Genomic DNA, 26,068 nt, shown 5'->3' with positions numbered 1-26,068 from the left:
GTCAGAAGGGGGCCCGGTGGCCGCTCAGGCTCACAGACAAGGCGCGGTCGGTTCGGTGCACGATTCGGTTCGTGACCGGGAGATCGGCGTCGAACAGGAACACCTCGACCGGGTGTACCAGCGCCTTGAGGAGAAGATCCACGAGGCGGAGTTCCTGATGCAGGACGCGGCCCGGCGCGGGCAGGTCGGCACCCCCGGCGCACTCGCCGAGCGGGACGCGCAGGTCTTTCGCGCGGGCGTCCACCTCAGCCGGCTCAACAACGAGTTCGAGGACTTCCTCTTCGGCCGTATCGACCTGCTGACCGGCAAGGACGGCAAGAAGGGCCCCGACGGGGCGTACACCGCCATCGAGCCGGCGGAGGGGGCCGTACGCCCCGACAACACCGCCGACATCGCCGAGACCCTGCACATCGGCCGCATCGGTGTCCTCGACCAGGACTACGCGCCGCTGGTCATTGACTGGCGGGCCCCGGCCGCCGCCCCCTTCTACCGCTCCACCCCGGTCGACCCGGGCCGTGTCGTCCGCCGCCGCGTCATCCGCTCCAAGGGCCGCCGGGTGCTGGGCGTAGAGGACGACCTGATGCGCCCCGAGCTGACGGCGTACCTCGACGGTGGTGAGCTGCCCGTCATCGGCGACGGCGCCCTGATGGCCGCGCTCGGCCAGGCCCGCAGCCACACCATGCGCGACATCGTCGCCTCCATCCAGGCCGAGCAGGACCTGGTCATCCGCGCCCCCGCCGCCTCCGTGACGTACGTCGAGGGCGGCCCGGGCACCGGCAAGACCGCGGTCGCCCTGCACCGCGCCGCCTACCTCCTCTACCAGGACCGGCGCCGGTACGCGGGCGGCATCCTGATCGTCTCGCCGACCCCGCTGCTCGTCGCCTACACCGAGGGCGTGCTGCCCTCCCTCGGCGAGGAGGGCCAGGTCGCCATCCGCGCCATCGGCTCCCTGGTCGAGGGCAGCGAAGCCACGCTCTACGACTCCCCGTCCGTGGCCCGCGCCAAGGGCTCCTCCCGCATGCTCAAGGTGCTGCGGAAGGCCGCGCGCGGCGCCCTGGAGCTGAACGATCCACCGGAGCGGCTGCGCGTGGTCGCCTTCGGCCGCCGCCTGGAGCTTCAGGCCCGGGAGCTGGACGGCATCCGCCACTCCGCCCTCGGCGGCACCGCCCCCGTGAACCTGCTGCGCCCGCGCGCCCGCAAGCTCCTCCTGGACGCCCTGTGGGAGCAGTCCGGCGCGGCCGGCCGGCACAGCGACCCGGAGCTCGCGGCCGAGCTGCGCTCCTCCTTCGACGAGGACATCACCTCCGAGGACGCCTTCATCGCCTTCCTCGACGACTGGTGGCCGGAGCTGACCCCGGCGGCGGTCCTGGACGCCATGGCCGACGAACGACGCCTCGGCCGCTGGGCCCGGCGCATCCTCAACCCCGGCGAGGTCCGCAAGGTCGCCCGCTCGCTCAAGCGCGAGGGCCGCACGGTGCACGACATCGCCCTGCTCGACGAGCTCCAGGCCGTCCTCGGCGCCCCGGCCCGCCCCCGCAGGAAGCGCGAACTCGACCCGCTCGACCAGCTCACCGGCCTGGAGGAGCTGATGCCGGTGCGCGAGGAATCGCAGCGCGAGCGCGCAGAACGTCTCGCACAGGAGCGCGTCGAGTACGCCCATGTCATCGTCGACGAGGCCCAGGACCTCACCCCGATGCAGTGGCGCATGGTCGGCCGCCGTGGCCGGCACGCCACCTGGACGGTCGTCGGCGACCCGGCCCAGTCCTCCTGGTCCGACCCGGACGAGGCGGCGCAGGCCCGCGACGAGGCGCTCGGCACCCGGCCCCGCCGCCGCTTCGAACTCACGGTGAACTACCGCAACCCGGCCGAGATCGCCGACCTGGCCTCGAAGGTCCTCGCCCTCGCCATGCCCGGCTCCGTAGCACCGAAGGCGGTCCGCTCCACCGGCGTGGAACCCCGCTTCACCGTCGTGGAGGACCGACTGGGCGCGACCGTCCGCGACGAGGCGGCCCGGCTGCTGGAGCGCGTCGACGGCACGGTCGGTGTGGTCGTCGCCATGCAGCGCCGCGAGGAGGCCCGCCGCTGGCTCGCCGGTCTGGGCGACCGGGTCGTGGCGCTCGGCAGCCTGGAGGCGAAGGGTCTGGAGTACGACGCGACGGTCGTGGTCTCCCCGGCGGAGATCGCCGACGAGTCCCCGGCCGGCCTGCGGGTCCTCTACGTCGCGCTGACCCGGGCCACCCAGCAGCTCACGGTCGTCTCGGCCGACCGGGACGAGCCCGACGCGGCGGGAATCCCGGACCTGCTCAGGGACTGAGCCGGGTTACCCACTTGCCGGAGAAATGAACTCCCGGTACGGGAATGGCCTTACGGGATCTGTTTGTTAGCCTGGATGTGGCACCGGCCCGATCCAAGCCCCCGGGCCCAACCTTCGTCGCTACGAGCGACCACTTGCCGCGAGGCGAGCATGGCGGGTCGGTGCCACTTGACTGAGAAGAGACCCACGTCCACGTGACGTGGGTCTCTTCTTTCTGCCCCATTCCGCGAACAAAACGTTCGCAATCGAGGGCGGCTACCTGCTACTCAGCGGTAGGTGCGACGATCGGACGGCACAACTCAGCGTCAGGTGAAAGCAGAGGAAGTCGGCCATGGCAACGGCGCCCAGCGTCTCCTACTCGATGACGGTCCGGCTGGAGGTGCCCGCGAGCGGAACCGCCGTCTCGCAGCTCACCACCGCCGTGGAGTCCTCCGGAGGCTCGGTGACCGGCCTCGACGTCACCGCGTCCGGTCATGAGAAGCTCCGTATCGACGTCACCATCGCGGCGTCGTCGACCTCGCACGCGGACGAGATCGTCGAGGAACTCCGCGGCATCGAGGGCGTCACCCTGGGCAAGGTCTCGGACCGGACCTTCCTCATGCACCTCGGCGGCAAGATCGAGATGGCGTCCAAGCACCCCATCCGCAACCGTGACGACCTGTCCATGGTCTACACGCCGGGCGTGGCCCGCGTCTGCATGGCGATCGCCGAGAACCCCGAGGACGCCCGCCGCCTTACCATCAAGCGCAACTCCGTTGCGGTCGTGACGGACGGCTCCGCCGTGCTGGGCCTGGGCAACATCGGCCCCAAGGCCGCGCTGCCCGTCATGGAGGGCAAGGCGGCCCTCTTCAAGCGGTTCGCCGGCATCGACGCCTGGCCGATCTGCCTCGACACCCAGGACACCGACGCGATCGTCGAGATCGTCAAGGCGATCGCCCCGGGCTTCGCGGGCATCAACCTGGAGGACATCTCCGCCCCGCGCTGCTTCGAGATCGAGGCCCGGCTGCGCGAGGCCCTGGACATCCCCGTCTTCCACGACGACCAGCACGGCACCGCGATCGTCGTCCTCGCCGCGCTCACCAACGCCCTCCGCGTCGCCGGCAAGGCCATGGAGAACATCCGGGTCGTCATGTCCGGCGCCGGCGCGGCCGGTACGGCCATCCTCAAACTGCTGCTCGCCGCGGGCGTCAAGAACGCCGTCGTCGCCGACATCCACGGCGTCGTGCACGCGGGCCGCGAGGACCTCGTGGACGCCGCCCCGGACTCGGCGCTGCGCTGGATCGCCGACAACACCAACCCCGAGGGCCTTGCGGGCACGCTCAAGGAGGCCGTGCGCGGTGCCGACGTCTTCATCGGCGTCTCCGCCCCGAACGTCCTCGACGGCGACGACGTGGCCGCCATGGCCGACGACGCCATCGTGTTCGCGCTCGCGAACCCGGACCCCGAGGTCGACCCGGCAATCGCCCGCCAGACCGCGGCCGTTGTCGCCACCGGCCGTTCGGACTTCCCGAACCAGATCAACAACGTGCTGGTCTTCCCGGGTGTCTTCCGCGGACTGCTGGACGCGCAGTCCCGGACGGTCAACACGGAGATGATGCTGGCCGCCGCCAAGGCGCTCGCGGACGTGGTGACCGAGGACGAGCTGAACCCGAACTACATCATCCCGAGCGTCTTCAACGACAAGGTCGCGGGCGCGGTCGCCGGAGCCGTGCGGGAGGCCGCCAAGGCCGTCGGCGCGACGGCGGGCAGCCCGACCGGCGTCTGAAGCGGGTCCGTCCGGGCCCCCACGGGGGCCCGGGAGCCGCCGGCGCCCGGACTGTGAGTAACCCCACGGCGGCCCGGAACCCGGCGCGTCGCAAGAACCCTGTCAGCAGCGCAGCTATCGTGGCGCCAGGCTCAGGCCCTCTTTTCGTGTGACTCCCCAAGGGTGTTCTCACGACTCCTGCGGGTGCCGGATTGGCTTTCCCGCCGCAGGTAGGGGCAGGATGCGTCCCTGGGCGCGAGGGTCTGACGACGGACCCGGGTCCGGGGACTCATCGAGGACCCTGGCAGCATCGGCTTCGATCTGACGCCTCAACGGCAAGATGAACACGGGAGTAACAACATGAACCGCAGTGAGCTGGTGGCCGCGCTGGCCGACCGCGCCGAGGTGACTCGCAAGGACGCCGACGCCGTGCTGGCCGCGTTCGCCGACGTCGTCGGCGACATCGTCTCCAAGGGCGACGAGAAGGTCACCATCCCCGGCTTCCTGACCTTCGAGCGCACCCACCGTGCCGCTCGCACCGCCCGCAACCCGCAGACCGGCGAGCCCATCCAGATCCCCGCCGGCTACAGCGTGAAGGTCTCCGCGGGCTCGAAGCTCAAGGAAGCGGCCAAGGGCAAGTAACCCTGCCGTTCGCACGCCGACGGTGTGCGAACCACAGTGAGTGACATCAAAGGGGCGGCCACCCGAACCGGGTGGCCGCCCCTTTGGCGTCTTCGCGTGAGCTACCTCTTCGCGTGAGCTACCCGAGCGCCTTGCCCGGCAGCTCCACCTTCGCGCCGAGCTCCATGAGCTTCTCCATGCTGTGCTTTCCCGGGGGGTAACCCCCGGACCCCCAGCCGGGCGGGCGTTGCTCCGGGGCCGGGATCAGCCGAGCGCCTTGCCCGGCAGCTCCACCTTCGCGCCGAGCTCCATGAGCTTCTCCATGAAGTTCTCGTAGCCGCGGTTGATCAGGCCGATGCCGTGGACACGCGACGTGCCCTGGGCCGCCAGCGCCGCGATGAGGTACGAGAAGCCGCCACGCAGGTCGGGGATGACGAGATCCGCGCCCTGGAGCCTGGTCGGGCCCGAGACGACCGCCGAGTGGAGGAAGTTGCGCTGGCCGAAGCGGCAGTCGGAGCCGCCCAGGCACTCGCGGTAGAGCTGGATGTGCGCGCCCATCTGGTTCAGCGCGGACGTGAAGCCGAGCCGGGACTCGTAGACCGTCTCGTGGACGATGGACAGGCCTGTGGCCTGCGTCAGGGCCACGACCAGCGGCTGCTGCCAGTCCGTCTGGAAGCCCGGGTGGACGTCCGTCTCCAGCGCGATGGACTTCAGCTGGCCGCCGGGGTGCCAGAAGCGGATGCCCTCGTCGTCGATCTCGAAGGCCCCGCCCACCTTCCGGTAGGTGTTCAGGAACGTCATCATCGAGCGCTGCTGCGCGCCGCGGACGTAGATGTTGCCCTCGGTCGCCAGCGCCGCCGACGCCCAGGACGCGGCCTCCAGCCGGTCCGACAGGGCGTGGTGGGTGTAACCGCCGAGCTTGTCGACACCGGTGATCCGGATCGTCCGGTCGGTGTCCATCGCGATGATCGCGCCCATCTTCTGCAGCACGCAGATGAGGTCCTCGATCTCCGGCTCGACGGCCGCGTTGGACAGCTCCGTGACGCCCTCCGCGAGGACGGCCGTCAGCAGCACCTGCTCGGTCGCGCCGACGGACGGGTACGGCAGCCGGATCTTCGTGCCGCGCAGCCGCTGCGGCGCCTCCAGGTACTGGCCGTCGTCCCGCTTCTCGATGCGCGCGCCGAACTGGCGCAGCACGTCGAAGTGGAAGTCGATGGGCCGGCCGCCGATGTCGCAGCCGCCGAGCCCGGGGATGAACGCGTGGCCGAGGCGGTGCAGCAGCGGACCGCAGAACAGGATCGGGATACGGCTCGAACCGGCGTGGGCATCGATGTCAGCGACGTTGGCGCTCTCCACGCGCGTCGGGTCCATCACCAGTTCGCCGGGCGCGTCACCCGGACGGACCGTCACACCGTGCAGCTGCAGCAGACCCCGTACGACCCGAACGTCGCGGATGTCCGGAACATTGCGCAGCCGGCTCGGAGCGCTGCCCAGCAGCGCTGCGACCATGGCCTTCGGTACGAGGTTCTTCGCACCGCGGACACGGATCTCGCCCTCCAGCGGGGTTCCGCCGTGGACAAGCAGGACATCGTCGTTGACGGTCATGAATCTCGCGTTCCATGGAGTCGGGCAGGGGCCAGGAGGGAAAGGGTAATCGCCCACCACCCCCCTTCTGTAAGCCTGAGAGAGACCCAGCCACGTCATAGCTCTGTCACAACACGAACCGTTCCGCGCCGGGCACATGGGGTCACGGCCGGTTTCGTGCGCGTGGAACGCACCAGTGCGCCCTGAGCTGCGTTCCCTCCCTGTGCCGCATTGCCTCCCCAAGCGAAGGGAGAATGCGGGATCATGTCTGCCATGACCGAGGTGTCCTCGCTCACAGGGCGGTTGCTCGTGGCCACCCCCGCCCTGGCGGACCCCAACTTCGACCGCGCGGTGGTGCTGCTCCTCGACCACGACGAGGAGGGCTCCCTCGGTGTCGTCCTGAACCGCCCCACCCCGGTGGACGTGGGCGACATCCTGGAAGGCTGGGGGGATCTCGCGGTGGAGCCGGGTGTCGTGTTCCAGGGCGGCCCGGTGTCGCTGGACTCCGCCCTCGGGGTCGCGGTCGTTCCCGGCGGTGCCTCCGGCGAGACCACCCCGCTGGGCTGGCGCCGGGTGCACGGCGCGATCGGGCTGGTCGACCTGGAGGCCCCGCCCGAGCTGCTGGCCTCCGCCCTCGGCTCCCTGCGCATCTTCGCCGGGTACGCCGGCTGGGGCCCGGGCCAGCTGGAGGACGAGCTGGTGGACGGCGCGTGGTACGTCGTCGAGTCGGAGCCCGGCGATGTCTCGTCCCCGTCTCCCGAGCGGCTCTGGCGCGAGGTGCTGCGCCGCCAGCGCAGCGAGCTGGCGATGGTGGCGACGTACCCGGACGACCCTTCGCTCAACTGATGCGTGTGAGCTTCAGTACCCTTGGCTCTATGAGCACTCTCGAGCCCGAGCGCGGGACTGGTACGGGGACCCTCGTTGAGCCGACGCCGCAGACCTCGCATGGTGACGGTGACCACGAGCGCTTCGCCCATTACGTCCAGAAGGACAAGATCATGGCGAGCGCCCTCGACGGCACCCCCGTCGTGGCGCTGTGCGGCAAGGTGTGGGTGCCGGGCCGCGACCCGAAGAAGTACCCCGTGTGTCCCATGTGCAAGGAGATCTACGAGTCCATGAGCTCCGGGGACGACGACAAGGGCGACAAGTAGGCCCTGCCCGCCGGGCGTGAAGCCCCCAGGGTGCGCTTTGCGCGCCCTGGGGGCTTTTGTGCTGTCCGGGCGTTGCACGGGGTGCGTCTGCCGGTCACAGAGTGGTTGAGACCTCTTGTGGGCGTGTTCATGCAGTCCCTAGCCTCCGATGTGTTGTGCACAGCGAAACCTTCATTGCGCATGTTGCAACACTCCCTCGGAGGAACACTCCATGAACCTGTCCGTCCGTTTTGCCGGGCTCACCGCGCTCGCCGCTCTCCTGGCCACCGGGTGCGCGCCCCAGACCTCCTCGAACTCCTCCTCCGACAAGGACGAGAAGACCGGCACGCTGCGCGTGTGGCTCTTCCAGGAAGTCGGCAACGCCCCGAAGGAGAAGGTCGTCGACTCCGTCGTCGCCGGCTTCGAGAAGGCCCACAAGGGCACGAAGGTCGACGTCGAGTACATCCCGATCGACACCCGCGCCCAGCGCGTCAAGGCCGCCTTCAACGACCCCGCCTCCGCGCCCGACGTGATGGAGTACGGCAACACCGACACGGCCGGCTACGTGAAGGACGGCGGACTCCTCGACGTCACGAAGGAGTTCGGCGACTGGAGCGAGGCGAAGGACACCGACCCGACGGCCAGGCAGTCGGTGACGGTGGACGGCAAGCTCTATGGCGCCCCCTTCTACGTCGGCGTCCGCGCGCTCTACTACCGCACGGACGTCTTCAAGGAGCTCGGCCTGTCCGTCCCGAAGACCATGGACGAACTCGCCTCCACGGCCCGCGAGATCCGCGCCGCGAAGCCCGGCCTGTACGGGCTGGTCGTCGGCGGTGCCTACACCTACGGCGCGATGCCGTTCGTGTGGGCCAACGGCGGTGAGATCGCGAGCGGCAAGGGCGGCTCGTACGCGTCCGGCATCGACAGCCCCGAGGCCCGCAAGGGCATCAAGGCGTACACGTCCCTGTTCGGCGACGACAACTGCCCGGCCGCCAAGTGCGCGGGCATGGGCGGCAACGACACGATCTCCGCGTTCGCCGCGGGCAAGGCCGGCATGGCCATCGGCGGCGACTTCAGCCACACCGCCGTCGAGGCCGGGAAGGTCAAGGGCAAGTACGCCGTCGTCCCGCTGCCCGGGGTGAAGTCCGGCTCGATCGCGCCGGCCTTCGCGGGCGGCAACAACATCGGCATCCTGAAGAGCACCTCGCGCCGCACGCTCGCCGTCGAGTTGATGGAGCAGCTCGCCTCCAAGAAGACGCAGGGTGAACTCTTCGAGGCGATGGGCTTCCTGCCGACCTTCACGGACGTCCGCCAGCAGGTCGCGCGGCAGGAACCGTTCGTGAAGCCCTTCGTGCAGACCCTCTCCGCCGGAACCAAGTTCGTCCCCGCGTCACCCGCGTGGGCCCAGATCGACTCCTCCCTCGTCCTGCCGACGATGTTCCAGGAGGTCATCAGCGGCAAGAAGGACATCACGCAGGCCTCGGACGACGCCGCGAAGAAGATGAACGCCGCGTTCGGCTCCGCGGGGTGAGCCGGGTGAACGACCACACCGACGGTGTCGGAGCCGCAGGTGCTGCGGAGCGGGTCGACCCGCTGAGGGCCGGAGATGCTTCGGCCGGGGTCGGCACCGGCGTGAACGCGGGTGACACCCGTGCCGGGGGAGACGCCGAGGCGGAGACGGCCCGGCCGCGTGCCGCACGGCCACCGCGCGGGAACCGTCCGGTGTCCGCGCCGGCATCCGGTCCGGGGAGTGTCACCGGAGCCGAGGCGGCTGCGGCGGGCGCTGCCGGGGAGGGGTCCGTCGAGGGGGGCGGCAGCGCAGCCGAGGCGGGCCCGGCGGGGGCGGCTGGGGAGGGGTCCGTTGAGGGGGGCGGCGCCGGAGGCGAGGCGGGCCCGGCGGGGGCGGCTTGGGAGGGGTCCGTTGAGGAGAGCGGCACCGGAGTCGAGGCGGGCCCGGCGGGCGCTGCCGGGGAGGGGTCCGTTGAGGGGAGCGGCGCCGGAGTCGAGGCGGTCCCGGCGGGGGCGGCTCGGGAGGGTTCCGTCGCGGTCCGCGCGGTGCAGGGCGGGAGTTCCGTCGCGGTCCACGCGGTGCAGGGCGGGAGGAGTTCCGGCGCCGTCCGCGCGGTGCGGGGCGGGGGATCGGCCGGCCGGCCCCCGGCCAAGGAGGCCCGGGGGAAGCGGAGCGGCCGGACGGGGGTGCGCCGGGCCGCGTCCGGCACGTCTCCGCTCGTGTCCGGCGGCTGGACGCCCTGGCTGTACCTCGCGCCCGCGCTCGTCGTGCTCGGGGGGCTGCTCGTCTACCCGATCTACCAGCTCGGGCTGATCTCCTTCTTCCAGTACACCCAGGCGCAGGTCAGCGGCGGCGAGCCGGCCACCTTCGAGGGGTTCGGGAACTACGCCGAGCTGTTCGGGGACCCGCAGTTCTGGCAGGTGCTGCTCGCCACCGTGCTGTTCGCGGCGGCCTGTGTCGTCTCCACGCTCGCGGCCGGCTGCGCCCTGGCCGTGCTCCTCACCCGGGTGCGGGCCCTGCCGAGGCTCGCGCTGATGCTGGCCGCGCTGGGGGCGTGGGCGACCCCGGCGGTGACCGGCTCGACCGTCTGGCTGTTCCTCTTCGACCCGGACTTCGGCCCCGTCAACCGGATGCTGGGCCTCGGCGACCACTCGTGGACGTACGGCCGTCTCAGCGCCTTCTTCCTCGTCCTGCTCGAAGTGGTCTGGTGCTCCTTCCCGTTCGTGATGGTGACCGTGTACGCGGGGATCCGCGCCGTACCCGGCGAAGTGCTGGAGGCCGCCTCCCTCGACGGCGCCTCGCAGTGGCGCATCTGGCGCTCCGTACTCGCCCCGATGCTCCGGCCGATCCTGGTCGTCGTCACCATCCAGTCGGTCATCTGGGACTTCAAGGTCTTCACCCAGATCTATGTCATGACGAACGGCGGCGGCATCGCCGGCCAGAACCTGGTCCTGAACGTCTACGCCTACCAGCAGGCCTTCGCGTCCTCGCAGTACGGCCTCGGCTCCGCGATCGGCGTCGTGATGCTGCTGATCCTGCTCGCCGTCACGCTGGGGTACCTGCGGCTGCTGCGCCGGCAGGGGGAGGAACTGTGAGTCTGCTCCGCGCCCGTGTGCGCCGCCCGGGCCGGCTTGCCGCCGAGGCCTCCGCCCTGCTGATCGCGGTCGTCGTCGCCTTCCCCCTGTACTGGATGGTGCTCAGCGCCTTCAAACCGGCCGGGGAGATCGAGTCGAGCCAGCCCAGGCCGTGGACGCTCGCGCCCTCCCTTGATTCCTTCCGACGCGTCTTCGGGCAGCAGGAATTCGGCCGCTACTTCCTCAACAGCCTTCTCGTCGCGGGCTGTGTCGTGATCGCCTCCGCCCTCATCGCGTTTCTCGCCGCGACCGCCGTCACACGATTCCGCTTCCGCCTCCGGACCACCCTTCTGATCATGTTCCTGGTGGCCCAGATGGTGCCCGTCGAAGCGCTGACGATCCCCTTGTTCTTCCTCATGCGGGACGCCGGTCAGCTGAACACGCTGGGTTCGCTGATCCTGCCCCACATCGCCTTCTCACTGCCCTTCGCGATCTGGATGCTCCGGGGGTTCGTGAAAGCCGTTCCGGAGGCCCTGGAGGAGGCCGCGTACATCGACGGGGCGAGCAGGGCGCGATTCCTCTGGCAGATCCTTTTCCCGCTCGTGCTGCCGGGTCTCGTGGCCACCAGCGTGTTTTCGTTCATCTCCGCCTGGAACGACTTCCTGTTCGCCAAGTCGTTCATCATCAGCGACACCTCGCAGTCGACGCTGCCGATGGCCCTGCTCGTCTTCTACAAGCCCGACGACCCGGACTGGGGCGGGGTCATGGCCGCCTCCACGGTGATGACGATCCCGGTCCTGGTCTTCTTCGTACTCGTACAGCGCCGTCTGGTCTCCGGACTGGGCGGAGCGGTGAAGGACTGACGTGACCGAACTGATTCCGGCGCCCCGCAGTGCCGTAGCCGGTTCCGGCGAGGTGCGGCTGACGCGCCACTCCCGGCTCCACGCCGGCACCGGGACGGAAGGCGTCGGCCACTGGCTGAGCGCCACCCTGCGGCAGGCAACCGGCCTGCCGCTGTGCGAGGCGCGGGAGCCCGACGACACCGAGGGCGGCATCGGGCTGCGACTCGGCCCCGGGCTCGGCCCCGAGGAGTACCGCCTCCTCAGCGACGGCAACGGCGTCCTCGTCGAGGGCGGCGGCGCGGCCGGTGTCTTCTGGGGCGCCCAGACCCTGCGGCAGCTCCTCGGCCCCGACGCGTACCGCAGGGCCCCGCTGGGCCGCGACCGCGCCTGGACCGTGCCGTACCTGACGATCGAGGACGGCCCCCGGTTCCGCTGGCGCGGCCTGATGCTCGACGTCGCCCGGCACTTCATGCCCAAGGAAGGCGTCCTGCGTTACCTCGATCTGATGGCGGCGCACAAACTCAACGTCTTCCACTTCCACCTGACGGACGACCAGGGCTGGCGCATCGAGATCGAGCGGCATCCGCGGCTGACGGAGACCGGCTCCTGGCGCGCCCGGACCAAAACCGGCCATCGGGCCTCGCCCTTGTGGGAGGACAAGCCGCACGGCGGCTACTACACCCAGGACGACATCCGGGAGATCGTCGCCTACGCCGCCGAGCGGCATATCACCGTCGTCCCCGAAATCGACGTACCGGGCCACTCGCAGGCCGCCATCGCCGCGTACCCGGAACTCGGCAACACCGACGTCATCGACACGACCTCCCTCTCCGTCTGGGACACCTGGGGAATCAACCCGAACGTACTCGCCCCCACTGACAACACCCTGCGCTTCTACGAGGGCGTCTTCGAGGAAGTACTCGCGCTGTTCCCCTCGGAGTTCGTCCACGTGGGCGGCGACGAATGCCCCAAGGACCAGTGGCGGCGCTCGGGGGCGGCCCAGGCGCGCATCAGGGAACTCGGGCTCGCGGACGAGGACGGGCTCCAGTCCTGGTTCATCGGGCACTTCGACACCTGGCTCGCCGAGCGCGGCCGCCGGCTGATCGGCTGGGACGAGATCCTGGAGGGCGGGCTGGCCGAGGGCGCCGCCGTGTCCTCCTGGCGGGGCTACGCCGGGGGCATCGCCGCCGCCCGGGCGGGCCACGACGTCGTCATGTGCCCCGAACAGCAGGTGTACCTGGACCACCGTCAGGACCCGGGCCCCGAGGAGCCGGTACCGATCGGGTGGGTGCGCACCCTAGGGGACGTCTACCGGTTCGAGCCCGTTCCACCGGAGTTGACGCCCGAGGAGGCCCGGCACGTGCTGGGCACCCAGGCCAACCTGTGGACCGAGGTGATGGAGGACCACGCGCGCGTGGACTATCAGGCCTTCCCCCGCCTCGCGGCCTTCGCGGAGGTCGCCTGGAGCGCCCTGCCGGCCCCGGCGGCACGGGACTTCGCCGACTTCGAACGCCGGATGGCCGCCCACTACCGGCGGCTGGACGCCCTGGGCGTGGCCTACCGGCCCCCGACGGGCCCGCTGCCCTGGCAGCAGCGCCCCGGGGTGCTGGGCCGCCCGATCGACGGCCCACCGCCCAGCCGGTAGGGCCGGCGGTCGCGACGCCCGGCGACCGGTTCTGCCGCCCGTCGCGACCGAACAGCTCGAACACGCCGCGGAAAAAGCGCACAAGGGTCACCGAAAGTGCCAATCGGCATGCACTGGTGAACCTGTACGAAAACGGACCATCTCGCCGGTGAGGTGGGCGAATGCCTCCTAGCGGACCCGTGTCTTCGGCTCTCGCCAAGATGTGCCAGAGTTGCCACGTCCGCCCTGTCAGCACGTACCGTACGGCAGCACAGGTGGGACCAGGTGGGGCAGCGGGAAGGGGCAGCCGGTTTGACCACGCACGCACCGCAGGCGGGGCAGGCCGTCACGCTGCCCACGACGCTGGACGAGGCCGTAGCGGCGCTGACCGCCGTGCCCGCCGCCGTGCCCGTCGCGGGCGGCACCGACCTCATGGCCGCCGTCAACTCCGGGCAGCTCAGGCCCGCCGCGCTGGTGGGACTGGGCCGGATCAGCGAGATCCGCGGCTGGCAGTACCTGGACGGTCACGCGCTGCTCGGCGCGGGCCTCACGCACGCGCGCATGGGCCGCCCCGACTTCGCGGCCCTGATCCCGGCGCTCGCCGCCGCCGCGCGCGCCGCGGGCCCGCCGCACATCCGCAACGCGGGCACCCTGGGCGGCAACATCGCCTCCGCCGCCCCCACCGGGGACGCGCTGCCGGTGCTGGCGGCCCTGGAGGCGACCCTGATCATCGCGGGCCCGGGCGGAGCCCGCCGGGAGATCCCGGTCTCGCACCTGCTGGCCGGGATGGACATGCTGCGCGCCGGCGAACTCATCGGCTACGTGCGCGTGCCGCTGCTGCACGCCCCCCAGGTCTTCCTGAAGGCGACCGGCCGGACCGGCCCGGGGCGGGCGGTGGCGTCCGTGGCCCTGGTCCTGGACCCCGCGCGCCGGGGTGTGCGCTGCGCGGTGGGCGCCATAGCGCCGATGGCGCTGCGGCCCCTGGAGGCCGAGCAGTGGGTCGCCGGACTCATCGACTGGGACAACAACCGGGCGCTCGTCCCGGAGGCGCTGAGCGCCTTCGGGGAGTACGTCGCCGCGGCCTGCATCCCCGACGCGGCGCCGGCCGAGGACGGCTCGGTCGCGCAGCTTCCGCCCGCCGTACTGCACCTGCGGCGCACCGTCGCCGCGCTGGCCCGACGAGCACTGGGGAGGGCACTGTCGTGACCGACGACCAGCACGGAGAGGGCACGCCCCGGGGCGGCAGCCGCTGGGACCCGCTGCCCCAGGGTGAGTACGACGACGGCGCCACGGCCTTCGTCGAACTCCCCGAGGGGGGCGTCGACGCCCTGCTGGCCGCCGACAGCCCCCTGGCCGCGCCCGGCCACGGCTACGTACCGCCGCAGATAACGGTCAACCCCGCCTCGGCGGCCGGCACCGACCCGGCGGCCACCGGCACGTGGCCCGTGCCGGGCGCGCCGGTCGACGGGGCGCAGTGGCACGACCCGAACGCCGGGCACCCGCAGCACGGACACGAGCACGGCGCGCACCAGCAGCAGGGCCACGACGTGCCCGAGCAGTCGTACGGCTCCGACGTGCCCGAGCAGTCGTACGGCTCCGACGCGCCGTACGGCCACGGGACGCCCTACGGCTCCGACGCGACGGCGCCGCAGCACGGCGGCGACGACCGGTTCACGTACAACCCCGGGGCGACCGGGCAGTGGAACTTCGAGGAGACCGCGGCGGCGGGGGCCGTGCCCGGCCATGACGTGACCGGGCAGTGGTCCATCCCCGTCGCCGGGGGCGACCTTCCGGACGAGTCGGGCGAGTTCACCACGTCCTCGCTGGTCGAGCAGTGGGGCGGCACCCCGCCGGCCACGCTGCCCGGCGGAGCGCCCGCACCCTGGGCCACCCAGGCCGCGGGCCGGCCGTGGGGGCAGGACCCGCAGGACCCGGCCGGGCCGGAGGAGGCCCACCCGGGCTACCCCCACGAGCACGGTGACGAGCGGGGCCACGGGCACAGGCCGGACCTCGGCCGCGAGCCGGGCCACGACCAGGAGCAGGGCCCCGGCCACGGGCAGCAGGGCGACGCCGGACCGGCCTTCGGATACGCACCGGAGCAGCAGCCCGCCGAGGCCCTGCGGCGGGAGGCGGGCCCGGCTGAGGCCGGACCCGGACACCCGCAGGACGCCCACGCGCAGGACGCCCACGCGCAGGACGCCCACGCGCCGGGAGCCCACGAGGACAGCGGCCCCGCGCACCAGCCCGGCGAGTTCGGCCATGCGCCGGAGCCGTCCGCGATCGCCGGCCACGCGCCGGAGGCGCCCGGCACGGATCACGCGCCTCGGCCGTCGGAGTACGCGCCGGAGGAGCCCGGGGCGGCGGCCGGCCACATGGCGGAGCCGTCCCGTTTCGCCGACCTCGGGACCGGCCACGGGACCGGCCACGAGGCCGGCCACGAGACCGACCACGGATTCGAGCCCTCCGACTTCCCCGAGCACGGACCGGAGGTGCCCGCCCCCGACGGCCACGCGTTCGGGCAGCCGTACCCCGAGGCCCCCGGTGAGTTCCCCGGGGAGCCCGGGCCCGAGGCACACCCGGAAGCCGCCGCGCCCCCGCAGGACGCCCAGGAAGCCTCACAGCCCGCTCCCGGCTCCGGTGAGGTCTCAGAGGGCGCCGAGGACGCCTCCGGGGCCACAGAGGCCGCCGACGGCCCCTCCGAGCCCGCTGCCGGGCCCCTCCCGGCCTTCGCGGACGCCGATGCCGACACCGGCGGCCCGGAAGCCGCCGACGGCGAGAACCAGGACGACCCGGCCCCTGACGAGACCCGGGCGGCGGAGACGGTGCCCGAGCCAGCCGGTGCCGCCCCTCACGACGTACCCCCGGCCGCGCCCCAGGAGGAACACCCCCTCGCCTCCTACGTCCTGCGCGTCAACGGCACCGAACGCCCTGTCGCCGACGCATGGATCGGCGAGTCCCTGCTGTACGTGCTGCGTGAGCGGCTCGGACTCGCGGGCGCCAAGGACGGCTGCTCGCAGGGCGAATGCGGCGCGTGCAACGTCCAGGTCGACGGACGGCTCGTGGCGTCCTGCCTGGTCCCGGCCGTGACCGCCGCCGGCAGTGAGGTCCGTACCGTCGAGGGCCTGGCCGAGGACGGGCAGCCGTCGGACGTGCAGCGGGCGCTCGCGCGCTGCGGCGCCGTGCAGTGCGGCTTCTGCGTCCCCGGCATGGCGATGACCGTGCACGACCTCTTGGAAGGCAACCCGGCGCCCACCGAGCTGGAGACCCGCCAGGCGCTGTGCGGCAACCTGTGCCGCTGCTCCGGCTACCGGGGCGTGGTGGACGCCGTCAAGGAGGTCGTCGCCGAACGCGAGGCCCACTCCGGGCCCGCCGACGGCGACACCGACGAGGCCCGCATCCCGCACCAGGCGGGCCCGGGCGCCGGTGGCGTGAACGCGTCGGCCTTCGGAGCCCCCCCGGAACCGCACACCCCGGAACCGCACTCCCCAGAACCGCATGACCAGCCCTACGGCCAGGACGGAGGCCCCGCGTGAGCAACGAAGCAGCCACCGCCCAGGCCGCACAGGCCGCGGAGGCCGCCCCCGCCCCCGAACCGCTTCCGCACGGCATCGGCGCCTCGCTCCCGCCCGCCGACGCCCGCGCCAAGACGGAGGGCACCTTTCCGTACGCCGCCGACCTGTGGGCCGAGGGCCTGCTGTGGGCGGCCGTGCTGCGCTCCCCGCACCCGCACGCCCGCATCCTGTCGATCGACACCACCCACGCGCGCGAGATGCCCGGAGTCCGCGCCGTCGTCACCCACGAGGACGTCCCCGGCAGACCGCTGCACGGCCGCGGCACGGCCGACCGCCCGGTCTTCGCCTCCGAGGTCGTGCGCCACCACGGCGAGCCCATCGCCGCCGTCGCCGCCGACCACCCGGACACCGCGCGCATGGCCGCCGCCGCCGTCATCGTCGAGTACGAGGTGCTCGACCCGGTGACCGACCCGGAGCAGGCCTTCGAAGCGGAGCCGTTGCACCCCGACGGCAACCTGATCCGGCACATCCCGCTGCGCCACGGCGACCCGGAGGCGGCCGGCGAGATCGTCGTCGAGGGGCTGTACCGCATCGGCCGCCAGGACCCCGCGCCCATCGGAGCCGAGGCCGGCCTGGCCGTACCGCGCCCGGACGGCGGGGTGGAGCTGTACCTCGCCTCCACCGACCCGCACGCCGACCGCGACGCGGCCGCCGCCGCGTTCGGCCTGGAACCCGAGCGCGTCAAGGTCGTCGTGACCGGAGTCCCCGGCGCCACCGCCGACCGCGAGGACCAGGGCTTCCAGCTCCCCCTCGGCCTGCTCGCGCTGCGCACCGGCTGCCCGGTCAAACTCACCGCCACGCGCGAGGAGTCCTTCCTCGGCCACGTCCACCGGCACCCCACCCTGCTGCGCTACCGCCACCACGCCGACGCCGAGGGCAGACTCGTCAAGGTCGAGGCGCAGATCCTGCTCGACGCGGGCGCCTACGCCGACACCTCCTCCGAGGCCCTGGCCGCCGCCGTCGCGTTCGCCTGCGGCCCCTACGTCGTCCCGAACGCCTTCATCGAGGGCTGGGCCGTCCGTACCAACAACCCCCCGTCCGGCCACGTACGCGGCGAGGGCGCCATGCAGGTCTGCGCCGCCTACGAGGCGCAGATGGACAAGATCGCCAAGAGGCTCGGCCTCGACCCGGCGGAAGTGCGGCTGCGCAACGCTCTGGCCACCGGCGACGTGCTGCCGACCGGCCAGACCGTGACCTGCCCGGCCCCGGTCGCCGAACTCCTCCAGGCCGTACGGGACTTCCCGTTGCCGCCGCTGCCCAAGGACACCCCCGAGGACGAGTGGCTGCTGCCCGGCGGCCCCGAGGGCGCGGGCGAACCGGGCGCGGTGCGCCGGGGCGTCGGCTACGGCCTGGGCATGGTGCACATGCTCGGCGCGGAGGGCGCGGACGAGGTCTCCACGGCGACTGTGAAGGTCCACGACGGCGTCGCCACGGTCCTGTGCGCGGCCGTCGAGACCGGCCAGGGCTTCACGACCCTGGCCCGGCAGATCGTCCAGGAGACACTCGGCGTCGACGAGGTGCACGTGGCGCCGGTCGACACCGACCAGCCCCCGGCCGGCGCGGGCTGCCGCGGCCGGCACACCTGGGTGTCGGGCGGGGCGGTGGAGCGCGCGGCCAAGATGGTCCGGACCCAGCTCCTCCAGCCGCTCGCCCACAAGTTCGGCATGTCGACGGAGCTGCTCCAGATCACCGACGGCAAGATCACGTCGTACGACGGGGTCCTCTCGACGACCGTCACCGAGGCGCTGGACGGCAAGGAACTGTGGGCCACCGCCCAGTGCCGCCCGCACCCGACCGAGCCGCTGAACGAGGCCGGGCAGGGCGACGCCTTCGTGGGCATGGCCTTCTGCGCGGTCCGCGCGGTGGTGGACGTCGACATCGAGCTCGGTTCCGTGCGGGTCGTCGAACTGGCCGTCGCCCAGGACGTGGGCCGGGTCCTGAACCCCGCCCAGCTGACGGCCAGGATCGAGGCGGGCGTGACGCAGGGCGTGGGCATCGCCCTCACGGAGAACCTCCGCACGCCGCGCGGCATCGTCCGCCACCCCGACCTGACCGGTTACGCCCTCCCGACCGCCCTCGACGCGCCCGACATCCGCATCGTCCGTTTGGTGGAGGAACGGGACGTGGTCGCCCCCTTCGGGGCCAAGGCCGTCAGCGCGGTGCCGGTGGTGACGTCCCCGGCGGCCGTCGCGTCCGCCGTGCGGGCAGCGACGGGCCGTCCCGTGAACCGGCTCCCGATCCGCCCCCAGGCCGCGGTGGTCACCGAACGGGGCTGAGGGGATTCCGGGGATTCCGCGGAAAGGGAACGCGCGGGGGTGCTCCGAGCGTCTTGTGAGGTGACGCGGCGTGGTCGCCGGGCGCGCGTCGCTGTTCCGGGGCGTTGTCAGTGGTGGGGCGTACTGTTCTGGGCAGTGGGGAACGGCTGCCGGGCTGGGCCTGGGCGGTCTGCCGTGCTCCGCCAGGGGACGGTGAGCAAGCACATGCGGGGGAGCCCATGAGTACGACCGACGCCGGTTCCGCGGTGATCACCCTGACAGAGTCCGAGCTGGACCCGTGGGTGACGCACGCGTCCACGCGGCACTGGCTGACCGGCCCCGGACTGCCCGGCGACAGCGGCGTGCTGAGCTTCGCGGAGCTGAGCCGCGAGGGCCTGCGCACGGTCGCCGACTCGACGGGCGACCCGGACGACCGTCTCGCGGCGGAGCTGCGCGAGCAGCTGGTGATAGGCGGACTGCTGGGCCCCGCCGGCCTGGAGACGGAGTCGGTCCTGCTCGACGGTGCGACGGGCGAAATCTCGACGACGTACGTCCTGCACGACCGCCCCGACCTGATGGACCGCCGCCCCCTGGCCCCCTCCCTGCGGACGCTGGTCCGTTTCGCGGAGGCCACGGACGAACTGGCGGGTCTGCGCGGCCAGTTCGCCTCCTACGCGGGCCGCTTCGGCCCCAAGGCGGTGGCGGAGGCCTCCCAGCACCTGCTGGCGGTGTTCCGGGACGGCGCGGACGGCGAACCGGCCCCGTTCTGGAAGATGGCGGCACTGATCCGCCCCCTGTCCCTGGTGGCGGGCCGGGGCGGCGTGTCCGGCCTCTCCCTGGACCTCCCGCACCGCCTCCTGGACCAGGAGTTCGGCCCCGGAAAGGTCGCGCGCTTCGAGGACGTCGACTTCCCCGCGACCCTCACGCACGAACCGACCCGCCGCTTCCTGCGCGAGGTGGGCCTGCCGGAGGACGCCCACGTCTTCTCCCTGGACACGGACGTCCCCCTGGCGACGCTCGCCGAGTACTACGCCGACACCGGCGCCCCGGCCGAACTCCCCGCCGGGACCGACCGCCTGATCCGCCTCGGCCACCTGGTCGAGGACAACAGCCTGGTCGTCGACGGCGCGACGGGCGCGGTCCTGAACTGGAGCGAACCCGAGGCGACGCTGTACCCGCTCAACACGGACGTGTCGACCCTCGCCTTCACGCTCTGGCTGCTGCACCGCGAGCGCGCGATAGACGCCCTGTCGTCCCATGAGCTGACGACCGACACCTACGACCAGCTGGCCATGACGATGCTCCAGGTCCTGTCGACCGTGGACCCGACCGGCGTGACCGCGGGCGGAACGGTCCGTCACTACTGGACGGACGCGTTCCAGGACGAGGCGGGCGGGGTGCTCTGACGGCCCTGCCGTCAGGCGGACTTGGCGGCGCTGCGGCGGCGTACGGCGAACACCAGGCCGCCACCGATCACCGCGGCGGCGGCAGCGGCACCGGCGAGGAGCGGGGTGCCGTCGGAGCCGGTGGAGGCGAGGTTGCCGCCGGTGGTGCTGCCGGTCGTGGTGCCCGTGGAGCCACCGGTCGTGGAGCCACCGGTCGTGGAGCCGGTCGAGGTCGACGCCGAAGGGGAAGCCGTGGCCCCCGTGCCGCCGGCGGCCTGGCCCTCAGGGGCGTTGCCGTCGCCGGCACCACCGTTTGCGCCGTCCGAGGGGCTCGGCTCCGGCTCGTAGTCGCTCGGCAGGTCGATGCTGATCACGGCGGTGTTGTTGGCGCGGTTCGTGTCGTACTTCGGGGCGATGTCGTAGACGGACGATGCCTTGACCTCGCCCTTGGTGTCCTGCGCGGATTCCTTGATCTTCAGCGTGAAGGTGTAGTCCAGGGACTGACCGACGTCGAGGGTCGCGTCCTGCGGCCAGCACACGTACTTGGGCTTGCCCGTGGTCCCCTGCGGGCCGCTCGGCCCGTCGATCCCGAACGGCGCGCAGTCCTTCGGCACACCGACGGCCACGGTGCCCGGCGGGATCTGCACCAGCAGCGCCGGAAGGTCGTCGCTCTCCTGGTTCTGCACCCAGCCGGGGCCGTCGTTGCGCAGGGTCGCCGTGACCGACTGCTCTTCGCCGGCCAGCGCCTCGGTCGACTCACCGACCGCTACGAGGTCGGCGGTGCTGTCCGCGGTCAGGGTCAGCCGCCGGTAGCTGTCGTCGTACCCCTCGCCCGGCGCCTCACCGCTCGCGCTCGTGCCGTACTCGACGGCCTCCATCAGGGCGTTGTCCAGAGCCTTGAACCGGACGGGCGTGGTGACGGAGGCACCGGGCTCGACGACCGTGTCGAGTTCGCAGAGTGCCTGCCTGACCTGGTCCTTGACGGTCGAGTAGGTGCAGCCCTTCACCTGCTCCGGGAAGTCCAGCCCGCGCGTCAGACGCACCCGGAAGGTGACCCCGTCCACGGCGGCCGTGCCCTTGTTGGTGAGGGTGACGGACTTGTCGTACACGTCACCCGGCTGGGGAGCCGCGGCCGGCAGGGCCGACACGACCAGCTCGGGCGCCCCCTCCTCGGCGTGTGCCACGGGCGCGGCGACAGCGGGACCGGCGACGGCGATCACGGCAGCGGCCAGGACGGCTGCCGGGGGGCGGAGGTGCACGGTGGTTCTCCTCGTCGAAACAGGGGGCGAACGACCGGAGCGTGGGCCACCGGTCATGTCCTGGACACGTGAGGGGTGCTCGGGGTTGTGCACGAGTTTGCCGGGGCCGACGGGGTGTCAGAGAGGGCAGGTCAGGTCGGCAGCACTGGACGCGGGCGTTTCAGGACGAGGTGGGCGGGGCGGGTGGGAACCGGACGCACGGTGGAGGGCGGTCCAACCGTCCCAGCCCCGCTCTTTCAGTAACTCGATGAGCCGACGGGCGGACGGCACGGTGTCGAATGCCAGCGTGTCCATCAGCTCGACGAACGTCGGCTCGATATCGGCCGGGCCACCGAGGTACTCCTCGCCCCGCTCGTCGACCAGCTTGGTGAGGTAGGCAGCCACTTGGTCGGCCAGCTCGATCAGCGACGAGTCGTCGTCACCCCGTTCGAGAGCCTCACTCAAGTGCAGGTAGAAGCCGGTGAGCTCCGGGTCTGTGATCTGCTCCTGCTTGCGCGCGATCCACTCCGTCACCCGCCCGGGTGAGCGCGCCGCCAGCGGGATCCAGCCGTCCCGTTCGGCCTGGACGATCCGTTCGTCGACGCCGAGCGCTCGCAGCCGGTCGAGGAACGCGACGACATCGGAGGGGAGGGCCAGACCGTCCCCCGAAGCGAGCCGGGCGATTCGCTCACGGTGCCGCTGCCGCTCCTGGATCTCGGCCTCCAGCCTCCTGTCGATGTCCGCGACAGCAGCGGCGAACTCCTCCTCCCCGGCCTGGAGAAGCTCCCGCACACGCGCGAGTGGGACCCCGGCCTCGGCGAGGGTACGGATCCGCAGCAGCTCCACCACGGCACCGGCGTCGTACCGCCGGTATCCGGCGTGGTCCCGCTCGGGCTCGGGCAGCAGTCCCTTGGTGTGATAGTGCCGCACAGCGCGGACGGTGACTCCGGCGTACGCCGCCAGCTCGCCGATGGTCAGCATGGGACCAGTCTGCTCCGGATGATCTCGGCGACGTCGGGGGCGTGCGTGAAGACCAGCCCATGGTCGGCGTCGATCCAGTCCGCGGAGATGCGCGGCTGCTCGCGTATGAGCCGCTCCACGCCGGCACGCCACAGCCGGTTGTGCCGCGGGGCGCGCCCTTCGGTGCTGTCGCCTGCGATCGCAGTGGACGCGATGACGTGCACGGGCAGGTCGATCCTTTGGTACCGGTCGAGGACCTGGCCCCGGACCACATCCATCTCAAGACCCAGGCCGACGATGTCCTCGGCGGTGAGCGAGGCGTGACGCGCCGCCTCAGCCTCTGCGATGGCCCGGAACTCAGCGAGGTCGGCCTCGGTGAGGAACGGTTCCGGCAGCGGATTCGCCCCGTCGATGAGCACGAGCCCGGCGACGGTCCCGGGGCGCTCGGCCGCAAAGTGCACGGCCAGGTCCGCGCCCAGGGAGTAGCCCACGAGCACCGGCGCCGAGGGCAGGTCGAGTTCCGCCATCACGGCGACGAGGTCACCCAGGAAGGCATCGAAGGAGTACCGCTCGGCGGGGGAGGCGAGACCGTGACCCCGGAGATCGAAGGTCACAACATCATGATCCCGCCGCAGCAGCGAGACCAGCTCGTGCAGGTCGGCCTGTGTGCAGTTCAGCCCCGGGCACAGCACCAGGGGGCGCCCCCGGCCGCCACGTGACACCGGGATGGCGACACCGTCGTGCCGAACGGTGAAGCACTGGATGCCGCTGTCGCTTCTCACAGTCATGCGGACATGCTGGAGGGTTGACCCTGCGTCAGGGGCAACACCCCGGGTGTCGGACGGCGATCCGAGCGGCGGGCATCGGGCGATACAGGCTGGCGTTGCTGTCCCCGAATCGTCTGCCGGCCGCCTGGCATGATCAACGCGTGACCAGTGAACCTGGGCGGCCGGGCCGCACGAAGTACGTCCTGTTCGATGTCGATGGCACCTTGATCGACGCGGTGAGCAACCAGCGCCGGGTCTGGGAAACCTGGGCGGGGCGTTACGGGCTGGACGCGGACGACGTCTACCGGGTGGCTCTGCGGACACGGCCGATGGAGACGTTCGCTCGGGTCGCCGCCGACCGTGATCCGAGCGAGTGCCTGGCCCTGCTGCACGAGCTGGAGGACGAGGACGTACGGTCCGGCGTCTATACGGCTTTCCACGGCGCGTCGGAGTTGCTGCACGGTCTGCCGCGGGGGGCCTGGGCGCTGGTGACCTCGAACTACGAGCACCGGGTGCGCGGCCGTTTCGAGCGAACGGGCCTGCCTGTGCCGGAGGTGATCGTGGACGCCGCCGCTGTGGAAGAGGGCAAGCCCTCCCCTGTGCCCTATCTGCAGGCTGCCGCACGGCTCGGTGCCCAGCCGGCAGACTGCTTGGTCATCGAGGACGCCCCGTCCGGAGTGCGGTCCGGGATACACGCCGGGATGACGGTATGGGGCGTGAACGCCGCTGCGGCGGTGGAGGGCGTGCATCGCCACTTCGCCAGTCTGCGCGAAGCGGTCCCTCACATCCTGGCCTGGACGTCCGGGCCACAAGGGATCGCCGCAGTCTGATCCCGCGCTGCTTCGGCACCACCGGGTCGGCGCCCGGGGACCACCCCGTCCATGCGCTCGCCCGGTCATCGTTGTGGAGGCCGTGGCGGGATTCGGACCCGCGTCACCCCCGCGAGCGGAGCTCGCTGATGGATGCAGCGCAGGCGAGCCCCTGAACCACTCGGGCACACGGCCGGTGCGGTGACCGTAGGGCGGGGGTGGAGCCAGGCTCAAGGGCATCGCGGGGGCTGCAACGTGACTGCCATACGCAGTTCATGAAGGGGGCGGCCGAGAAGAGGCGTACGACCAAGGTCTCAGGCCGGGACCGTCCAGGGACAGGGGTCAAAGTGGGGTGTGGACCTTACGCTGGCGGGCATGACCGTCCCGAAGCCGCGTGATGCCGATGTCGAGGAAGCCGTTGATCCGCCGTTTGTGGCCGAGCGGGAAGAAGGCGTGCTGGGGGCGGCGTACCGGGCGTTGAGTGTCGGGATCGTCTCCGTCGTGCTGCTCATCGCCTTCGAGGCGACCGCCGTGGGGACGGCGATGCCCGTCGCGGCCCGGGAACTGGACGGGGTGTCGCTGTACGCGTTCGCGTTCTCCGGGTACTTCACGACCAGCCTGTTCGGGATGGTGCTCTCCGGGCAGTGGTCGGACCGGCGTGGCCCCCTCGGGCCGCTGACGACGGGCATCGCCTCCTTCGGCGCCGGGCTGCTGCTGTCCGGCACCGCCGGGTCGATGTGGGTGTTCATCCTGGGCCGGGCCGTGCAGGGGTTCGGCGGCGGGCTGGTGATCGTCGCGCTGTACGTGGTCGTCGGGCGGGCCTATCCGGAGCGGCTGCGGCCGGCCATCATGGCGGCGTTCGCCGCGAGTTGGGTGCTGCCGTCGATCGTCGGTCCGCTCGCCGCCGGCACGGTGGCCGAACAGCTGGGGTGGCGATGGGTGTTCGTCGGGATACCCCTGCTCGTCGTCTTCCCGCTCGCGCTCGCGCTGCCGCAGATACGGCGTCGGGCGTCCGGGCCGGCGGGGCAGACCGCCGCGAAGTCCGCCGCGGCGGAGAGCCCCGCCCAGGCGGACCTGCCCGTCCCCGCGGAACGGACCGCCCTCGCGGACCGACCTGTCACCTCGGACCCGGCGCGGACAACGGCCCCGGCACAGACAACCGACCGGCCCGTCACGTCGGACGCCGCGCGGACCAACGACCGGTCCGTCACGGCAGGCCGCGCGCAGACAACCGACCAGCCCGCCCCGCCCGACAACCCGCCCGCCTCCTTCGACCGTCGGCGTATCCGGCTCGCCCTGGCCATCTCCCTGGGCGCCGGGCTGCTCCAGTACGCCGCCCAGGACCTGCGCCCGCTCTCGCTCCTGCCCGGTGCCGTGGGTGTGGCCCTGCTCGTGCCGGCCGTGCTCGGGCTGCTCCCGCGTGGTACGTACCGGGCGGTGCGCGGCCTGCCGTCCGTCGTGCTGTTGCGCGGCGTGGCCGCCGGGTCCTTCATCGCCGCCGAGTCGTTCGTGCCGCTGATGCTGGTCACGCAGCGCGGGCTCAGTCCGACGCTGGCCGGGTTCTCGCTCGCCGCGGGCGGCGGGACGTGGGCGCTGGGCTCGTGGGTGCAGTCGCGGTCGCGGGTGGAGCCGTACCGGGAGCGGCTGACCACCGTCGGGATGCTGCTGGTGGCGGCGGCCATCGCCGCGGCGCCGAGCGTGCTGATCGACTCCGTGCCCGTCTGGACCGTCGCCGTCGCCTGGGCCTTCGGCTGTTTCGGGATGGGGCTCGTGATCTCCTCCACGAGCGTCCTCCTGCTCAAGCTCTCCGCCCCCGAGGAGGCCGGCACCAACTCCGCCGCCCTCCAGATCTCCGACGGCCTCTCCAACGTCGTCCTGCTGTCCGTGGGCGGTGCCGCCTTCGCCGCGCTGGGCGGCGGCACCGTGACCCACTCGGCCACCCACACCTCCGGCTCCCACCCGGCCGCCTTCACCGCGGTGTTCCTGCCGATGGCGGCGGTGGCGCTGGCCGGGGCCTGGGTGTCGACGCGGCTGCGGGAGCGCCGGCCGTAGAACCGGCGGGCCTCGGAGCGGGGCCGTACGCGCTGTGACGTCGGTCCCACCCGCAGGTGACCCGGCCCGGTCCGCGCCTTGACCGGC

The 26,068-nt window shown here is 72.2% G+C and carries 19 protein-coding genes and 1 tRNA gene; 15 read left to right on the top strand and 5 right to left on the bottom strand.

Annotation, left to right across the window (positions count from 1 at the left end; all coding sequences use genetic code 11):
• The first annotated feature begins 16 nt into the window (after nt 1-16).
• From A4E84_RS15525 to A4E84_RS15515, 3 genes are all read left to right on the top strand, one after another.
• Nucleotides 17-2,314: a HelD family protein gene (locus A4E84_RS15525; RefSeq protein WP_062927153.1), complete on the top strand. Its 2,298-nt coding sequence runs from the start codon at nt 17-19 to the stop codon at nt 2,312-2,314.
• Nucleotides 2,315-2,645: 331 nt separating this feature from the next.
• Nucleotides 2,646-4,079: an NAD-dependent malic enzyme gene (locus A4E84_RS15520; RefSeq protein WP_062927152.1), complete on the top strand. Its 1,434-nt coding sequence runs from the start codon at nt 2,646-2,648 to the stop codon at nt 4,077-4,079.
• A 339-nt stretch (nt 4,080-4,418) separates the two neighbouring features.
• The gene (locus A4E84_RS15515) at nt 4,419-4,700 is read left to right on the top strand and encodes an HU family DNA-binding protein (protein ID WP_003990598.1); all 282 of its coding nucleotides are present in this window, start codon (nt 4,419-4,421) and stop codon (nt 4,698-4,700) included.
• Nucleotides 4,701-4,943: 243 nt separating this feature from the next.
• Here the strand turns inward: A4E84_RS15515 and murA are convergent, their stop codons facing one another.
• Nucleotides 4,944-6,284, bottom strand: coding sequence for a UDP-N-acetylglucosamine 1-carboxyvinyltransferase (gene murA, locus A4E84_RS15510; RefSeq protein ID WP_062927151.1), 1,341 nt, complete (start codon nt 6,282-6,284; stop codon nt 4,944-4,946).
• Between the two features lie 252 nt (nt 6,285-6,536).
• Here murA and A4E84_RS15505 point away from each other — a divergent pair, with 252 nt between their 5' ends.
• The 10 genes from A4E84_RS15505 (at nt 6,537) to A4E84_RS15460 (ending at nt 20,176) form a co-directional block, all read left to right on the top strand.
• Nucleotides 6,537-7,109 (top strand): YqgE/AlgH family protein, encoded by a 573-nt coding sequence (locus tag A4E84_RS15505; protein WP_062927150.1) that lies wholly within the window; start codon nt 6,537-6,539, stop codon nt 7,107-7,109.
• Between the two features lie 29 nt (nt 7,110-7,138).
• A complete protein-coding gene (locus A4E84_RS15500) occupies nt 7,139-7,414 on the top strand; it encodes a DUF3039 domain-containing protein (protein WP_033308193.1) in 276 nt (91 codons plus the stop codon).
• Between the two features lie 211 nt (nt 7,415-7,625).
• A complete protein-coding gene (locus A4E84_RS15495) occupies nt 7,626-8,924 on the top strand; it encodes an extracellular solute-binding protein (protein ID WP_062927149.1) in 1,299 nt (432 codons plus the stop codon).
• A 665-nt stretch (nt 8,925-9,589) separates the two neighbouring features.
• Nucleotides 9,590-10,498, top strand: a complete 909-nt coding sequence (locus A4E84_RS15490) for a carbohydrate ABC transporter permease (RefSeq protein WP_062927148.1) — start codon at nt 9,590-9,592, stop codon at nt 10,496-10,498.
• A complete protein-coding gene (locus A4E84_RS15485) occupies nt 10,495-11,340 on the top strand; it encodes a carbohydrate ABC transporter permease (protein ID WP_062927147.1) in 846 nt (281 codons plus the stop codon). Before A4E84_RS15490 ends, A4E84_RS15485 begins: the two co-directional genes overlap by 4 nt.
• Nucleotide 11,341: 1 nt before the next feature.
• Complete coding sequence (locus A4E84_RS15480; RefSeq protein WP_062927146.1) at nt 11,342-12,964, top strand: beta-N-acetylhexosaminidase; 1,623 nt, start codon at nt 11,342-11,344, stop codon at nt 12,962-12,964.
• A gap of 291 nt (nt 12,965-13,255) precedes the next feature.
• Complete coding sequence (locus A4E84_RS15475) at nt 13,256-14,149, top strand: FAD binding domain-containing protein (protein ID WP_062927145.1); 894 nt, start codon at nt 13,256-13,258, stop codon at nt 14,147-14,149.
• Nucleotides 14,146-16,476 (top strand): 2Fe-2S iron-sulfur cluster-binding protein, encoded by a 2,331-nt coding sequence (locus tag A4E84_RS15470; protein ID WP_062927144.1) that lies wholly within the window; start codon nt 14,146-14,148, stop codon nt 16,474-16,476. The genes A4E84_RS15475 and A4E84_RS15470 overlap by 4 nt, the downstream gene beginning before the upstream one ends.
• Nucleotides 16,473-18,791, top strand: coding sequence for a xanthine dehydrogenase family protein molybdopterin-binding subunit (locus A4E84_RS15465; protein ID WP_062927143.1), 2,319 nt, complete (start codon nt 16,473-16,475; stop codon nt 18,789-18,791). The genes A4E84_RS15470 and A4E84_RS15465 overlap by 4 nt, the downstream gene beginning before the upstream one ends.
• A gap of 218 nt (nt 18,792-19,009) precedes the next feature.
• Complete coding sequence (locus tag A4E84_RS15460; protein ID WP_062927142.1) at nt 19,010-20,176, top strand: SUKH-4 family immunity protein; 1,167 nt, start codon at nt 19,010-19,012, stop codon at nt 20,174-20,176.
• Nucleotides 20,177-20,187: 11 nt separating this feature from the next.
• On the opposite strand, the gene A4E84_RS15455 is transcribed toward A4E84_RS15460, so the two are convergent.
• The 3 genes from A4E84_RS15455 to A4E84_RS15445 form a co-directional block, all read right to left on the bottom strand.
• Nucleotides 20,188-21,414 (bottom strand): LAETG motif-containing sortase-dependent surface protein, encoded by a 1,227-nt coding sequence (locus A4E84_RS15455; RefSeq protein WP_237304920.1) that lies wholly within the window; start codon nt 21,412-21,414, stop codon nt 20,188-20,190.
• 117 nt (nt 21,415-21,531) lie between these two features.
• Nucleotides 21,532-22,374 carry a MerR family transcriptional regulator gene (locus tag A4E84_RS15450; protein WP_062927140.1) on the bottom strand — a complete coding sequence of 281 codons (843 nt, stop codon included), beginning with the start codon at nt 22,372-22,374 and terminating at the stop codon, nt 21,532-21,534.
• Complete coding sequence (locus tag A4E84_RS15445; RefSeq protein ID WP_062927139.1) at nt 22,368-23,141, bottom strand: alpha/beta fold hydrolase; 774 nt, start codon at nt 23,139-23,141, stop codon at nt 22,368-22,370. Before A4E84_RS15445 ends, A4E84_RS15450 begins: the two co-directional genes overlap by 7 nt.
• Before the next feature lie 140 nt (nt 23,142-23,281).
• Between A4E84_RS15445 and A4E84_RS15440 the strand changes: the two genes are divergently transcribed.
• Nucleotides 23,282-23,950, top strand: a complete 669-nt coding sequence (locus A4E84_RS15440) for an HAD family hydrolase (protein WP_062927138.1) — start codon at nt 23,282-23,284, stop codon at nt 23,948-23,950.
• Between the two features lie 74 nt (nt 23,951-24,024).
• Here A4E84_RS15440 and A4E84_RS42905 read toward each other — a convergent pair.
• A tRNA-OTHER gene (locus tag A4E84_RS42905) sits at nt 24,025-24,124 on the bottom strand.
• Between the two features lie 180 nt (nt 24,125-24,304).
• Between A4E84_RS42905 and A4E84_RS15435 the strand changes: the two genes are divergently transcribed.
• Nucleotides 24,305-25,981, top strand: coding sequence for an MFS transporter (locus A4E84_RS15435; protein WP_062927137.1), 1,677 nt, complete (start codon nt 24,305-24,307; stop codon nt 25,979-25,981).
• The last annotated feature ends 87 nt before the right edge of the window (nt 25,982-26,068 follow it).

The sequence above is a fragment of the Streptomyces qaidamensis genome (genome assembly GCF_001611795.1).
GTDB lineage: Bacteria > Actinomycetota > Actinomycetes > Streptomycetales > Streptomycetaceae > Streptomyces > Streptomyces qaidamensis.
This window is presented reverse-complemented; position numbering and strand designations above follow the sequence as displayed.

Bases quoted from the DNA above. Each gene is read 5' to 3' on its own strand.
- A4E84_RS15505 (WP_062927150.1), top strand. From the start codon at position 6,537: ATGACCGAGGTGTCCTCGCTCACAGGGCGGTTGCTCGTGGCCACCCCC.
- A4E84_RS15450 (WP_062927140.1), bottom strand. From the start codon at position 22,374: ATGCTGACCATCGGCGAGCTGGCGGCGTACGCCGGAGTCACCGTCCGC.
- A4E84_RS15495 (WP_062927149.1), top strand. From the start codon at position 7,626: ATGAACCTGTCCGTCCGTTTTGCCGGGCTCACCGCGCTCGCCGCTCTC.
- A4E84_RS15515 (WP_003990598.1), top strand. From the start codon at position 4,419: ATGAACCGCAGTGAGCTGGTGGCCGCGCTGGCCGACCGCGCCGAGGTG.
- murA (WP_062927151.1), bottom strand. From the start codon at position 6,284: ATGACCGTCAACGACGATGTCCTGCTTGTCCACGGCGGAACCCCGCTG.
- A4E84_RS15445 (WP_062927139.1), bottom strand. From the start codon at position 23,141: ATGACTGTGAGAAGCGACAGCGGCATCCAGTGCTTCACCGTTCGGCAC.
- A4E84_RS15460 (WP_062927142.1), top strand. From the start codon at position 19,010: ATGAGTACGACCGACGCCGGTTCCGCGGTGATCACCCTGACAGAGTCC.
- A4E84_RS15500 (WP_033308193.1), top strand. From the start codon at position 7,139: ATGAGCACTCTCGAGCCCGAGCGCGGGACTGGTACGGGGACCCTCGTT.
- A4E84_RS15520 (WP_062927152.1), top strand. From the start codon at position 2,646: ATGGCAACGGCGCCCAGCGTCTCCTACTCGATGACGGTCCGGCTGGAG.
- A4E84_RS15435 (WP_062927137.1), top strand. From the start codon at position 24,305: ATGACCGTCCCGAAGCCGCGTGATGCCGATGTCGAGGAAGCCGTTGAT.